The 12,835-nt window shown below is 68.9% G+C and carries 9 protein-coding genes and 1 pseudogene; 1 reads left to right on the top strand and 9 read right to left on the bottom strand.

All coding sequences use genetic code 11. From position 1 onward, the window contains the following. Positions 1-589 precede the first annotated feature (589 nt). The 4 genes from KUM03_RS05510 to KUM03_RS05495 form a co-directional block, all read right to left on the bottom strand. Positions 590-1,819 (bottom strand): IS256 family transposase, encoded by a 1,230-nt coding sequence (locus KUM03_RS05510; protein WP_217245858.1) that lies wholly within the window; start codon positions 1,817-1,819, stop codon positions 590-592. 384 nt (positions 1,820-2,203) lie between these two features. After that, on the bottom strand, positions 2,204-2,692 hold the full coding sequence (locus KUM03_RS05505) for a hypothetical protein (RefSeq protein ID WP_217245857.1): 489 nt from the start codon (positions 2,690-2,692) through the stop codon (positions 2,204-2,206). Positions 2,693-2,971: 279 nt separating this feature from the next. Then, complete coding sequence (locus tag KUM03_RS05500; RefSeq protein ID WP_217245856.1) at positions 2,972-4,213, bottom strand: hypothetical protein; 1,242 nt, start codon at positions 4,211-4,213, stop codon at positions 2,972-2,974. A gap of 403 nt (positions 4,214-4,616) precedes the next feature. Next, positions 4,617-5,135: a transglycosylase SLT domain-containing protein gene (locus KUM03_RS05495; RefSeq protein WP_217245855.1), complete on the bottom strand. Its 519-nt coding sequence runs from the start codon at positions 5,133-5,135 to the stop codon at positions 4,617-4,619. 562 nt (positions 5,136-5,697) lie between these two features. On the opposite strand from KUM03_RS05495, the pseudogene KUM03_RS05490 reads away from it, so the two are divergent. Next, positions 5,698-5,811, top strand: a pseudogene (locus tag KUM03_RS05490) (RICIN domain-containing protein); the annotation flags it as partial. Between the two features lie 79 nt (positions 5,812-5,890). On the opposite strand, the gene KUM03_RS05485 reads toward KUM03_RS05490, so the two are convergent. The 5 genes from KUM03_RS05485 to KUM03_RS05465 all read right to left on the bottom strand — a co-directional run bounded on the left by KUM03_RS05485 (position 5,891) and on the right by KUM03_RS05465 (position 12,783). Next, a complete protein-coding gene (locus tag KUM03_RS05485) occupies positions 5,891-8,665 on the bottom strand; it encodes a glycosyl hydrolase (RefSeq protein ID WP_217245854.1) in 2,775 nt (924 codons plus the stop codon). A 308-nt stretch (positions 8,666-8,973) separates the two neighbouring features. Further along, complete coding sequence (locus KUM03_RS05480; protein WP_217245853.1) at positions 8,974-9,831, bottom strand: SDR family oxidoreductase; 858 nt, start codon at positions 9,829-9,831, stop codon at positions 8,974-8,976. Next, positions 9,828-10,985, bottom strand: a complete 1,158-nt coding sequence (locus KUM03_RS05475) for a hypothetical protein (protein ID WP_254398890.1) — start codon at positions 10,983-10,985, stop codon at positions 9,828-9,830. Before KUM03_RS05475 ends, KUM03_RS05480 begins: the two co-directional genes overlap by 4 nt. 52 nt (positions 10,986-11,037) lie before the next feature. Then, the gene (locus KUM03_RS05470) at positions 11,038-12,090 is read right to left on the bottom strand and encodes an AraC family transcriptional regulator (RefSeq protein WP_254398889.1); all 1,053 of its coding nucleotides are present in this window, start codon (positions 12,088-12,090) and stop codon (positions 11,038-11,040) included. Between the two features lie 60 nt (positions 12,091-12,150). Beyond that, complete coding sequence (locus tag KUM03_RS05465) at positions 12,151-12,783, bottom strand: TetR family transcriptional regulator (protein WP_254398888.1); 633 nt, start codon at positions 12,781-12,783, stop codon at positions 12,151-12,153. Between the last annotated feature and the right edge of the window lie 52 nt (positions 12,784-12,835).

Raw genomic sequence — 12,835 nt, 5'->3', positions numbered from 1 at the left:
CGCCATGGACTGACTGCGCGGCTTCTCGTGAGGCCAGTCACGCAACGGTGACGTCCTGCCCGGAACAGTTCAAACGGAAGTCTGCTTCCGCCTGCCACACAGCGGGACACCATCGTCGGACGACGTCCGGCCGAAGACACGAACGGCCGGCCCCGGCGGCCTCCGCACGCCCCCGCCACGGCGCCTGGCGCCCGGAAGCCCACGGCCGCGTAGATCGTAGGCCGACACCAGTCACCCGGCTCCCAGGCCGCGTGATCCTCACTGGCCGCGAACCCGTTCGTGAAACCCGCGTTTCCGTTCACACAGGGCAGACCACCGATGCGCGAACATCAGCCCACACCGCGCTCGTACGCCCTGCGCTAGCCGAAAGAGTCCCTACGAGCAGTGGTAGCCCTCTGAGACTTTTGGCTTCATCAACTGGCACGAGCGTGAAACAACTGAAAGACCATTCTCCCAGGTCAGCGACCGAATCCCTCTCATCGCCGCAGGTCACCGCGCTGGCCGGTCTCTCCCGGGACATCTGAGAACCCTAGGAGACAATGCCCGCCCCGGGGATCTCGGGGCGGGCGCTCGCATCAGGGGACCAGGGTCATGTCCCCTGTAGTGGTGTAACGGCGTCGAGTTGGTCTTCCGTGTGGGGGTAGATCGAGTCCATGCCGCCCTTGGGGAGATAGCTGCGGGGGAAGGCGATCCATTCGTCGTGCATCTCGATGAGGACTGCGGTGGTGAGGCGTTCGAGGGCGGGTGGGTTGGGGAAGATCTGGACGACGTCGACGCGGCGTTTGATCTCGCGGTTGACCCGCTCCAGCGGGTTGGTCGACTGGATCTTCTTCCAGTGCCGTTCGGGGAAGTCCGCGAACGCGGTCAGGTCGGTCTTGGCCTCCAGGAGCATGTCCCTGACCTTGGGAAACTGCCGTGCGAGCATGTCGGCGACGGTGTCGAGCTGGGAACGGACCAACTCTGCGGTGGGCTGGGCGAAGATCGTGCGGATCGTCGCGGCGACCAACTCCCCGGAATCCTTGCTGATCACAGAGAAGACGTTCCGCAGGAAGTGAACGCGGCACCGCTGGTAGGCGGCGCCGAGCATGACTTTGCGGACGGCCGCGACCAGGCCCAGGTGGTGGTCGCCGATGACCAGGCGGACCCCGTTCAGGCCGCGGGACCTCAGCGAACGCAGGAATTCGCTCCAGAACATTTCGCTCTCGCTGTCGCCGACCATGAGCCCGAGAACCTCGCGGCCGCCGTCCTCGGTGATGCCGGTGGCGATGACCACGGCCTGGGACACGATCTGGTGCTCGACCCTGGCCTTGCAGTACGTGGCGTCGAGGTAGACGTAGGGGAATCGGACGTGGTCCAGGGGCCGGGTGCGGAACACTGTCAGTTCGGCGTCCAGAGCGCCGCAGATCCGTGAGACCTCGGACTTGGAGATACCGCTGTCGCCGCCCAGGGCCTTGACCAGGTCATCCACGTTGCGAGTCGAAACACCGTGCACATACGCTTCCATGATCACGGCGTAGAGCGCCTGGTCGATGCGGCGCCGACGCTCCAGCAGCGAGGGGAAGAACGATCCGGTGCGGACCTTGGGGATCGCCAGGTCCAGGTCGCCGGCCTGTGTGGTCAGCACCTTCTCCCGGTGCCCGTTGCGCATCGTGGTGCAGGTCTCGGCGTGCTCACCCGGTGCGGCACCGATGTGGGCGGTGGCCTCGGCCTCGATGAGTTCCTGCAGGATCCGCTGGGCCAGAACCCGGACCAACTCGATTCCGTCCGCCGTACGCAGTGACTCCATCAACCGCAGTAAGTCATGCTGGGACAAGGCCATCACGTCACCTCTCTCAACGAGCTTCACTACTCGGAGAGTTGCGCGATGGCCGCCTCATGACCAGGGGCTATGCGGAAATCGCTGCTACACCACTCGGCGGACACCATCCGTTGCTATGTCCGCAGGAACATCCCGACTGTTCACCAACTCCCGCAACTCGGCGGCCTGTTCCACGGAGAGCTCCACACCAAGCGACCCTGCCACACAAGATCAAGTAATGCTGACAGAATCACGAGACACTAGGACCAGAGACGACAACGCCCCCCGCACAAAAGCTACTGCGGGGGGGGCGTCTTGCCTCCAGGTCATTTCATTCCTGATGGCCTCAGCAGGCGGGGGTGACCCAGGCCGCCATGCGGCTGGTCGCCTTCGATGAACTCAGGTTTACACGTACGGTGATACGCCAATGCCTTTAGTCTCACCGTTAAAGGTGCCTGCTGCTGACGTTTTCACATCGCCGAGCTTTCTGATGGTTTCCCCGAAGCACACGAACCACGAGTTCGCCTTGACGAATGTTTCCGAGCATCGCCACGTACCGGCCTCGGTGCCGTTAGGGTTCCTCAGCGTCATCGTTACCGAGGCCCGGACGACATTGGATGAGTTGTTACGCACGATGACTGCCCCCTGTACGTCGGTGCCGCTTGCCGTCCTGACCGCGCAAGCCTGTGCACCCACTTGAGGGAAAACCGTTACGGTGCTGTCGCACTTCCACTCGCTGGGGCTGGAGGTGATCGGGTTCGTATTGCCGTAATCGCTCCAGTTGCCGTCGGCAGCTGCGGCGGGTCCGCCGGTCGCCAGGCTCAGCCCGACACTGGACAGCAGGACCGCGGCACATGTCAGTGCGGTTTTGGTGCGGCGTGAACGTATACGCATGTTGCCCCTTCGTCTCCGCGCCGCTTCTCACGGCGCGCGCAAATCGCCGCGTACATGTCAACCTGAGCAGACGGCGACTGCGGTCAGTGGTCAGCCTAGGCGTCCTGCCGGTGAGCGGTACCTATAACCTTTCAGGGTGTATTAGGCCCCGGACTGGTTACACCACTCGGCGGGACGCCATCGGGACCAGCAACGGGCGGCGGACTTTGCTGCGCCGCGGCTACGCATCACGCTCACTCCCACACACGAGTGGGCCGCGCCCGTGCAGGGCTTACTGCGTCAGTCGGGGCCGATGGGGCGGGGTTCGGCGTCGTCGGATTCGGCGGACCGTACTCCAGGCACTCGGGGGAGCTGAGGCGATCCGGGCTCGCGCGCGCGGGGAAGTTGGAGAGGGGCGGTGCTCTCTTCCTGAGTGATCGGGACGGTTTGGACCGTGGCGATGAGATTGCCGATCGCCGACCCCAGGTGTTCACTTCGCCACAGCAGCGCCCCCTGGAGTCTCATCAGCGCGGCTGTCAATTCCCCGTCCTCAGCTCTCTCCGAGTTTTCGATCAGTAACTTCATGTCCTCAGTGAGGGTCTCGTCCCTCGGAATGTCCGGCGTCATATGTGCCTCTCGTGACGCCAGAGCTCTCGCGGTATACGCAAGCTGATCGATTCCCGCGTACTGCCCGTCGGCTGCGGCAGCCTCGCCCCAGATGACGTATCCGACCATCCATGCATGCAGTGAGAGCAGCCAGTTCCGGGCCTGTCGTCGCGCCTCCTGCATTTTCTCCGTGAAAAGAATATTGCGGAGTTGACGTACGCCAGTCACACCTGTTGCCGCGATGAAGGTGAATCCGCCGAGCGCCAGTGCGTCGTCGGCATTCTGCTGGAATCCGAAGTAACTGCCGGCTGCGGCAACGATGCTCGTCGCGGCGGAATTGACGACGTCCTGGAGGAGTCGGTACCGATCCATCCTGACCCGGTCCGGCACGCCGTGCAGGATCTCGTTCGCGATTTCCGCGCGGAGCGCCTCCTCTCCGTCGGAAGGGCCGCGTGAATCCATGAGCAGCCCGTAGGTGGCCACCCAGAACCTGTCGGCGAAGAACCTCTCCCTGTCCGGGGTGATCGGGACGCCCGCCAGGTCCAGCGCCTCACGACCCTTGTCGGTTTCGGCGACTCGCAATGCCCAGAGACCCATCCTTCGAAAGAAGGTGCTGTTCATGCCGTTCTGGTACTCGGGATACCGGATGCCGTAGGTGACGTTTTCGCGGACTCTCCGGTGGACGCCTCTCATGAGTCCACGGCTGCGTTCTTCCGGGATTTCCGTATGATCCAGCTCGTCGCACATCAGCTTCGCCGCCTGGCTGATGTGCGACGGAGTGGGATCGTCGCGTTTGCGATCGGGCTGGAGAGCTATCACCACGGCTTCATAGCGAAGATCGCTGAGCAGTCTTCGCTGATGCAGGATTCGCCGCACTCCCCTTAAACCCTGATATACGGTCGTGCTGGTGCGGCCGGCACCTCCCAGGTCAACCATGAGGAGCAGGCTACTGGGATGCGGCCCCGCCACCAGACCGTTTGGCGCATTCACGAAAAGAGAAACGTTAATTCTTGGGCGACGGGTCTTATGAGCTCGCTCCTGAGGCAAGGCCGCCCACGAGGCGCGACCGCGCCGGCACGGCTGTTCGATCGAGCCGCGTGCAGAGCTGGGCCAGGCCTCCCGGAGCCTGTCCGACGGCCCGCTCGGCCGTCGGACAGGCGCCGGGAGGCCGTAGCGGCGTGGTGGCACCTCTGGGACTTCCGGGACGCACGGGGTGCGACGCGGGCGGGGCTGGAGGACGACGTCTCGTCCCTCCGGCCCCACCGTGCTGCCTGAGCCCCGCCGGCCTCCGCACGGGACCGGTCGTCCCTGGGGCCCAGGCGGTCGGTGGGTCCGCCGGTCAGTAGGCGGAGTCGACGTTGTCCATGGAGCCGTACTTGTCAGCCGCGTAGTTGCAGGCGGCGACGATGTTGGCGACCGGGTCGGTGATGGAGTCCTTCGTGCCCTTGACGTGGTAGGCGTCGAAGGTGGGCTGAATCGTCTGGAGCAGGCCCTTCGAGGGGATACCGTTCTGGGCGTTGACGTCCCAGTTGTTCTGTGCGTGCGGGTTGCCGGACGACTCGCGCATGATGTTGCGGTGCAGGCCCTCGTAGGTGCCCGGGATGTTCTTGACGTCCATGACGTCCAGGGCGGTGCGGATCCAGCCGTCGAGGTCGTCGCCGTGCTTCTTCTCGCCGGCCTTGACGATGGCCTTGATCTTGTCGGTCTGGGCCTGGGTCTGCGCGGTGGAGGGCTTGGCCGGCTCGGCGGCGTGCGCCGGGCTCGGGACGAGGGTGAGGGTGACGGCGGCGGCGCCAGCGGCGGCGAGGGAGGCCACGGCAGACTTGCGGATGTGGGGGCGGCGCAGGACGGCGTGCATGGGCGTACCTCTCCATTCGGGAACGTGATGGGGAGGCCGACGGGGGGTCGGCGACGCGGTGTCCGCGTTGGACACGGCTTCGCGTCATCAGGGCCGGTGTCTGGATCACGGACGGGCTCTTCCCGTCCGGTCCCGGCGCTCGGCTCCCCGGTACGCCGAACACACTGCGGAACGCTCCGGCGCCGCGACAAGTGTGTGACCTACTACGCCGCTTCGCAGACCGGCCGCGTGACAGGCCGGACGGCTGGCGATCACGCGGCGAGCGGCCGTCCGGCGTCTACTAACCCCGGCCCTATGTGACGTGAGCCCTGTGCGCGCCCTCACAGGCTGGTCACCTGGCGTCTGCCTTTCGTCACCCTGCGGAGGCAGATATCTCTCGATGAAACAGCTCAGTCACCTTTCGAGGTCGGCCGTCGTCCCGGTACCGGGCGAGGTGGCGTACGAGGACGCGCCTGAGGAGGGTGTGTCAGCCGGTACGCGCGGAACTTCGCGCCCGGCGCGGCCGGGGGACGCGCCTCAGCGGGACCGGGTGCCGAGGTCCGTGAGCAGGTCGTTCAGCACCGGCGTCCAGTCCGGCCTCTGCCTCGACGCCGTCGGAGCCGGCACCGCCAACGGCACCCTGATCCAGCTCTACTCCTGCTCGAACGGCAGCAACCAGCGCCGGACCCGCACCTGAGGAACTGTTGCGACGGTGGCGGGTGCGGGGCCTGAGCCCCGCACCCGCCGCTGTCAGCCGGCAGAGGCCGCCGCGTGTGTCACTCGTAGGGAATGATCACCACGGACGTCTCGCTGCCGGTGCGCAGCTGCGCACTCCCGTTGCCGATCGCGCTCCACACCTCCAGCCGTACCGTCCCCCCGCTGAGGTCTCCCAGGGTGCCGGTCGCGGCCTTCAGGCCACGGGTGTGGTTGTACTCCTCCCAGCCCGTCACGGGGTCGGTGGCGAAGTAGTGGTACGTCTCGGTCCGGTCGAAGGTGCCGTCGCCGGTGAGGTCGTAGCTGATACGGGCCTGCTGGCCGAGACCGACCGCGGTGCCGGCGTCCACGGGGAGGCGGAACGTGGTGGACGCGCCCGGCTTGAAGGTGGCGTTGACGCTCCGGGCTTCGTAGACGAGCGGCTTGTTGGGGGTGCCGTCATGGTTGGCGCCCTCGGCCGACGGGATGGTGTCGGCGCCGGCCGTGCCACCGGTGGCCGTGGCGAGGGCGCCGCCGGAGCGGAGCTGGAAGGTGTTGCCGGTGGGCGGCTCCGGGTCCGGGTCGCCGGGGTCGGTGCCGGTCCCGGTCGCGGTGGAGCGGGCGGGGACGGTGAGCGTCTTGCCGTCGGAGAAGGTGACCGTGCGGGCCGTGGAGCCGTGGTTGTGGGCGGCGTAGGTGCGGGTGCCGTTCTTGGTGAACACCGCGGACGTGGGCAGGTCGCCGGTCACCGAGGGGTCGGGGGCGCCGAGCGCGTCCAGGGTGGTGATCCAGTGGTAGGTGTGCGCCTTGGACTCGCCCGCCTCCGGGGTGTATCCGGCGTTTCCGGCGTCCCACTTCGCCTTCGCGCCGGCCGGGTCGGCCAGCGACTGGAACTCCCAGAGGATGTCGCGCCATTCGACGGCGGGCCCGCCGTTCTCGCGCTCCATCTCAGCGATGTTGCGCCGGATGGCCTCCTTGTGCCCGGCCAGGTGCGGGGAACCGCCCGCGGTCACGGGCAGGACGTTGATGCCGTGGATCTCCTCCGGGTTGGCGGTCCACCAGGTGGAGTAGGCCCCGCCGCTGCCCCACACCATGCCCACCGTGTCGTGGGTGAAGGAGCCGGGGAAGACCTGCTGGTCGGCGTCGAACCAGTACTGGGCGATCGCCTCGCTCTCGGTGGCGAGCAGGTAGCTGCCGAGGTCGCGCAGCTCGGTGTTGCCGGTGGCCGAGCCCCAGAGCACCAGTGCCGCGCTGAGGTTGGTGGACTCCGAGGAGGACTCCTGGTTGTTGCCGGCGGCGAAGCCCTGGTGGCCGGAGGCCCAGCTGTGCCCGGCGTAGACGTCGAAGCCGCGCAGGAAGGGGAAGGCGCTGTCGTTACGGCTCGGGTTGGCGGTGTCGCGGATCAGGGCCTTGACCATGCCGCCCCAGGCGGAGTCCGCGGCCCAGGAGGCGTCGTACTGGGCGACGATCGCGGCGGCGTACACGTAGTAGCCGTAGTGGAAGTGGTGGTCGTTGAGTTCGGCGTCGCTGCCGTAGGAGGCGGGGTAGCCGATCAGGGTCTTCCAGTCCCGGTCGTAGGAGAACTCGCTGGCGCCGCCCGCGGTGAACCACTCCTGGAGGCGGCCCTTGAGCAGGCCGACGAGCTTGTCGCGGATCGCGGTCTCACCGATCTGGTCGGCGAGCGGAACGAGTTGGGCGAGCTTGCCCAGCGCCTTGCCGGTCCAGTAGGTGTCCGTGGCTCCGGAGAACGGGTCGGAGGAGTTCGCGACCTCGGCGAGGTAGGTGCGCAGCCGGGTCGTGTCGACGGCGCTGGTCCGCGGCAGCGCGGGCAGGACCGGGGCGGCCTTCTGGCGGGTGGTGAACGAGGCACCCTCGCGGACCTTCATGGTGCCGCGGGGAGACACGTAGGTGTACGGCGTGAGGGCATCGGTGGTGTGCAGCCACTGATGCCGGTAGAGGGCCTGGAGGGTGCCGCGTTCGGTGCCTTCCTTGGCCTCGGTGATCAGCCTGTACGTGGCGCCGACCGTGCCGCCGGAAGCGCTCCAGTCGACCTGTGATCCGGTGACGAAGCTGAACGCGTACTTGCGGAAGGTCGCGAGGGCGTCGGTGGAGGGCAGCACGGCGAGGGAGAAGTAGTCCTTGCCGCCGAGGCCGGCGCTGATCGTGGTGCCCGAGATGTTCCAGTCGCTGCCGGTCGGCGCGAAGAGGGCGTAGTGGTGGCCGCCGACGGTGATGCCGAGGGTGTTGCCCTGGTCGGAGAAGACGGTCGGCGGGGCCGCGGTGGTGATCTGGGCGTTGCCGCCGGAGCCCTGGGCGTAGACGAAGGGCATGCCGTGGCCGATGGTGGTCCGCAGCGTGCGGGTGCCGTCGGACCAGTACGGGGTGACCGTCCAGTCCGACCAGGCGTCGGCCTTGGTGTCGGGCGAGTTGAGTCCGCTCAGGCCGAGGGTGAGGTCGCGTTTGTGCGCGTACTCGTACTGGCGGCCCTCGCCGACGACGGTGGGGCTGGTCGGGTAGCCGACTTCCAGGCCGCCGGAGACGGCCTGGTACGTGAGCGGGTGGCCGTACATGGGGGTGGAGTACGGGTTGTCGCCGTAGCGCTGGAAGGCGAGGGAGGACCACCAGTCGTTGGTGGGTACGGGTCTGTCCTTGGCGGCCTGCGTGACCTTCGGAACGACCGGCGCGCCGGTGTTGGTCGTGGGGCCGGTCGTGCCCGGCGGCCGGGTGTCGGAGTAACTCCCAGCTCCTACAGGGACGGTGGCGGCCGCCGCCGGACTCGCGGCAGGGCCGAGGCCCACGGCCGCCAGCGCGGCGGTCAGAACCACCGCGGCGGCCGACCGTGATCGGGGAGTTGGCATGGGGTGCACCTCGTGTCGTCGAGAGGGACGGGCTCGTCGGCGGCGGCCGTGACAGCCGGGGGGGAAGTGCTCTGGTGTCGCGGCGGGACCGCAGTGGGGGATGGGAGAGGTGTGCGAGAGCACTCTTGAGAGCGCTCTCAGATGGCGGAAAAGTATGAGTTCTGAATTCAACTGTCAATACATCGCGCAGTGGAGAGGCGCTGACGGCACCGAACGTAAGACTCGCCGGTGCCTCGTCGCGGTTGTCTCTTCAAGTCTTGACGGGAAGGCGGTGCGGTCACGCGGGACATCGGCAGCAGCGGCCCCCGCTACGGCCGGAACCGCGAGCCCGGGCCCGGCCCCGTCGGCCCTCCCTTCACCAGCAGCCTCCGCTGTGTCCGCCGTCCCCGGGCGACCACCAGCGGTACGGCGGCCAGGCCCAGGGACGGTGCCGCGTCGGCCAGCCGGGACAGGAGGCCGCGCCAGCCCGGTACCGCGGTGACCAGGCGGGGCCTGTCGAGCACCGCGCGGACGGCGGTGACGACCTCCTCGGGCCGCAGGAGCTTGCCGGAGAAGGACAGCGCGGAGTCCGGGTCGGTCAGCTTGTCGTGGAGCATCGGTGTCCAGATGCCGTCCGGGCAGACGCAGGAGATGCGGATGTCCTTGACGCCGGCGGCCCTGAGGTCGGCCATCGTGCTCAGGCTGAAGCCGATCGCCGCGTGCTTGGACGCCGCGTAGACCGCCTCGCCGGCCACCGCCGTCAGGCCGGCGAGGGAGACGACGTTGACCACGTGACCCCCGCCGCCCGCGCGCATCGCGCCGATCGCGGCGACGGTGCCGTTGATCGTGCCGACGGCGTTGACCTCCAGCATCAGCCGGCGGGTCGCCTCGTCCTGCTCCCAGGCGGGGCCGGTGACCAGGACGCCGGCGTTGTTCACCCAGACGTCCAGCCGGCCGGCCCGGGCGATGATCGTGTCGCGGGCCGCCTCGACCTGGGCGTGGTCGCGGACGTCGACCGCCAGTGCGGTGGCCGCGGGACCCAGTTCGCCGGCCGCCGCCCGCACGGAGTCCGCGTCCCGGTCGGTGAGCAGGACCTGGTGGCCGCGCTCGACGAGGAGCCGGGCGATCTGCTGCCCCAGGCCGCGGCCGGCGCCGGTGACGACCGCCCCGGCGGGAACGCGGCTCACCGCCGGCCCGCCTTGATCTCGCCGTACGCGATCCCTCCGTGGGCGTACGTCGGGACGACCGGCCAGAAGCGTCGCCACGGGGCGAGTTCGGTCGAGGGGAGGATCTGGAGCCAGCGGGGGTCCCGCTTGCAGCGGTCGGCCAGCGTCTTCTCCTTGACCATCGAGTCGTACTGGTCGAGGGAGTCCTCGAGGGTGTTGGCGTTCGGGCAGATCTCGCGGCCGAACCGCTCGTGGTACTTGCGCACGCCCGGGATCCTCGACAGCTCCGGCTGCCAGTTGTCGAGGGAGATGCCGTTCTCGGAGGACACCCACACGCCGTCCGGCGTGTTGATCACCAGGGAGTGGTTGCCGTCGGTGTGGCCGGGGGTCCACAGCAGCGCCACGCCGGGGCCGAGTTCGATGTCGCCGTCGAAGGTCACCAGCTGGTCCGGGTCGACTCCGCCGAGGCCGCCGTCGACGTACCACGCCCACTGCATCGGGTGCAGCGACCGGAGGGTGGCGAGCTCGCGGCTGTGCACGAGCAGCCGCGCCGCCCCGAACAGCGGCCGGCGCGGCTCCTCCTCGCCCTCGATGACCTCGGTGGAGCCGAGGATCATGCGCGGGTCCTGCACGTGCAGGTGGTCGAAGGTGCAGAAGTCGATGTCGTCCGCGGTCAGGCCGACCTTCGTGAGGACGTCGCCGGGTTCGTTGTAGTACTTCAGGACCGCCTTCTCGGCAAGGTGCCCACCGGGCACCTTGTCGATGAGCTTGCGCAGGTTCCGGTAGAACGGCGCCTCGGCGGAGCCGTCCGGCACCGTCGGCTCGAACACCAGGGTGCGGGGCGTGCCGTTCCAGTCGTCGTACTGGACGACGACCATCCGGTTGATCATCGAGATCAGCGGCAGGGTCGGCACCGAGACCGCGCCGTGGAAGGCGTAGGCGACGGGGTACGGCGCCGCCGCGATGTCCACCGACTTCACCGCGCGGGCCGTGCCCTGCGCCTTGAAGCGCTCCTTGTACGCCGCCGCGGACCGGCGTACCGCCGCCAGCCGGTCGCCGCGCGGCCACACGTCGTGCACGCCGTCGAACTCGGGGATCGGGCGGGCGCCGATCGCCGCGAGGTCCGGGGCCGGGGCGTGTCGTTGTGCCTGCTCCGCCTTGAATCGCTCCACCATGAATCGCTCCTCCGGGGGCGGCCGTTTTCCCCAGGGTGCGGACGAGCGCGGCTCAATACTTGTCCGGACGCGACAATCCGGGGCGGCCGACGGAGAACCGCGCCGTCCGGCGCAGTTCGCGCGGACTGGTCCCGTACCAGCGGCGCACGGCGTGGCTGAGCGTGGACTGCTCACGGAAGCCCACCAGGGCCGCGACCTGTCCCAGGGGGAGGCCGGTCGTGGTGATGTAGCGGTGCGCCGCGTCGCGCCGCACCTCGTCCAGGACCGCTTCGAAGGTGGTTCCCTCGGCGGCGAGTTGCCGCTGGAGCGTCCGCGGGTGCACGGACAGGAGGCGGGCGACGCCCACGAGGGCCGGTGGCGTGGTGCCGAGGCTCCCGGACAGGGCCCGCCGTACCAGGGTGGACACCTCGCGCCCGGGGTCCGCGTAGTGGCCGGCGAGATACTCCGCCGCCAGCCGCCGGATCGTCTCGTCGGCGGTCCCGAACCGCTCGGCGAGGACGTGGCGTTCCACCCGTAGCGCGCCCGCCGGCCGGCCGAACTTCACGTCGGCGCCGAAGAACTCGGTGTAGCGGCGCACGGGCGACAGGGGCTGGTGCGACACCTCGACGGAACGCAGCCCCGCCCGGCCGCCGACGAGCGTCACCGCGATCCGCTGGAAGAGCCCGAGGCCCAGCTCCATGGCCTGCGGCGAGTACGGCGACTCGTGCGGGTCCTTGCGGTACGTCAGGGCGACGACGCCACGGCTCCGGTACGGATCGGCCTCGACCCCGACGCTGAGCGCCGGGCTGTGCACGAACATGTACCGGGAGGCGAAGCGCAGCGCCTCGGCGACCGTGGACGACGCCTCGATCACCACGGCCAGCGGGCCGAGGATGGTCAGGTCCTGGGACTCGGCGAGGCGCAGCCCCAGGTCCGGGCAGCCGAGTTCGGCCGCCGCCGCGTCGAGCACCAGGTCGTTGGCGGTGATGGGGATGAGGTCCTCGTCGCGGTCCAGCACCTCCCGTGCGATGCCGAAACGGGCGAGCAGCTCGTCCGGGTCACCGCCGAGCCCGTCCACGAGTTCCACGAAGCCGCGGAGGCTGGCGGCACGGATCATCGGGACCATGGGGGCAGACTACGGCGACCGTCGTCTGCGGACTCCGCGTGGATACGGCGAAGGGCTGCGTCACCCGGCGGCGTCCAGGGCGGGGGCCAGGGCCGCGAACGCCCTGTCGGTCAACTCGGCCGGGTCGTCGGCGCCGCCGCCGGCGCTCCAGCGCTGCAGCACGGTGTCGAAGGCGGTGAGCGCCATCCCGGCGGCCAGCTGGGGGTACAGGTCGGTGCCGGGGTCGAGTTCCAGCCGCCGCGCCAGCTCCGCCGCGAGGTCGTCCCGCCACTGTGCCTGGCGTTCCAGGAAGCGGGCGCGCAGGGCGGGCGTGCGCAGGATCAGCCGGACGATGCGCAGGGCCTTGTCCGAGTGGGCGGCGCAGGCGGACAGCGACGCCCAAACGGCGTGCCGCAGCGCCACCGACGGACGCTCGGCGCTCGGGCGGGCCGCCAGCTCCGCGCGCATCCCGGTGCCCAGGTCGGCCAGGAACTGGACGACCACGTCCTCCTTGGAGGCGAAGTAGCGGAAGAACGTCCGCTTGGACACGCCTGCGGTCGCGGCGATCTCGTCGATGGTGACCGCGTCGTACCCGTTCCGAGCCAGGAGTTGCAGCGCCGCCTCGCTCAGCTCATCGGCGACGAGTCGGCGTTTGCGCTGGGCCATGGTGACTTCGGGGCGGGAGCTCACCCGGCCATCATACCCGAATGCCATGGATGACACTCGATGACGTATTGACACTTGGTGACATGCGAGGCAGTCTGTG

This window comes from Streptomyces sp. AC602_WCS936 (assembly GCF_019049125.1).
GTDB lineage: Bacteria > Actinomycetota > Actinomycetes > Streptomycetales > Streptomycetaceae > Streptomyces.
The sequence above is the reverse complement of the archived record's forward strand: the minus strand, read 5'-3'. Positions and strand labels throughout refer to the sequence as shown.

Coding starts and splice junctions, on each gene's coding strand:
- KUM03_RS05475 (WP_254398890.1), bottom strand. CDS start 10,985: ATGGTGGAGCGATTCAAGGCGGAGCAGGCACAACGACACGCCCCGGCC.
- KUM03_RS05465 (WP_254398888.1), bottom strand. CDS start 12,783: ATGGCATTCGGGTATGATGGCCGGGTGAGCTCCCGCCCCGAAGTCACC.
- KUM03_RS05485 (WP_217245854.1), bottom strand. CDS start 8,665: ATGCCAACTCCCCGATCACGGTCGGCCGCCGCGGTGGTTCTGACCGCC.
- KUM03_RS05500 (WP_217245856.1), bottom strand. CDS start 4,213: ATGGTTGACCTGGGAGGTGCCGGCCGCACCAGCACGACCGTATATCAG.
- KUM03_RS05510 (WP_217245858.1), bottom strand. CDS start 1,819: ATGGCCTTGTCCCAGCATGACTTACTGCGGTTGATGGAGTCACTGCGT.
- KUM03_RS05505 (WP_217245857.1), bottom strand. CDS start 2,692: ATGCGTATACGTTCACGCCGCACCAAAACCGCACTGACATGTGCCGCG.
- KUM03_RS05495 (WP_217245855.1), bottom strand. CDS start 5,135: ATGCACGCCGTCCTGCGCCGCCCCCACATCCGCAAGTCTGCCGTGGCC.
- KUM03_RS05470 (WP_254398889.1), bottom strand. CDS start 12,090: ATGGTCCCGATGATCCGTGCCGCCAGCCTCCGCGGCTTCGTGGAACTC.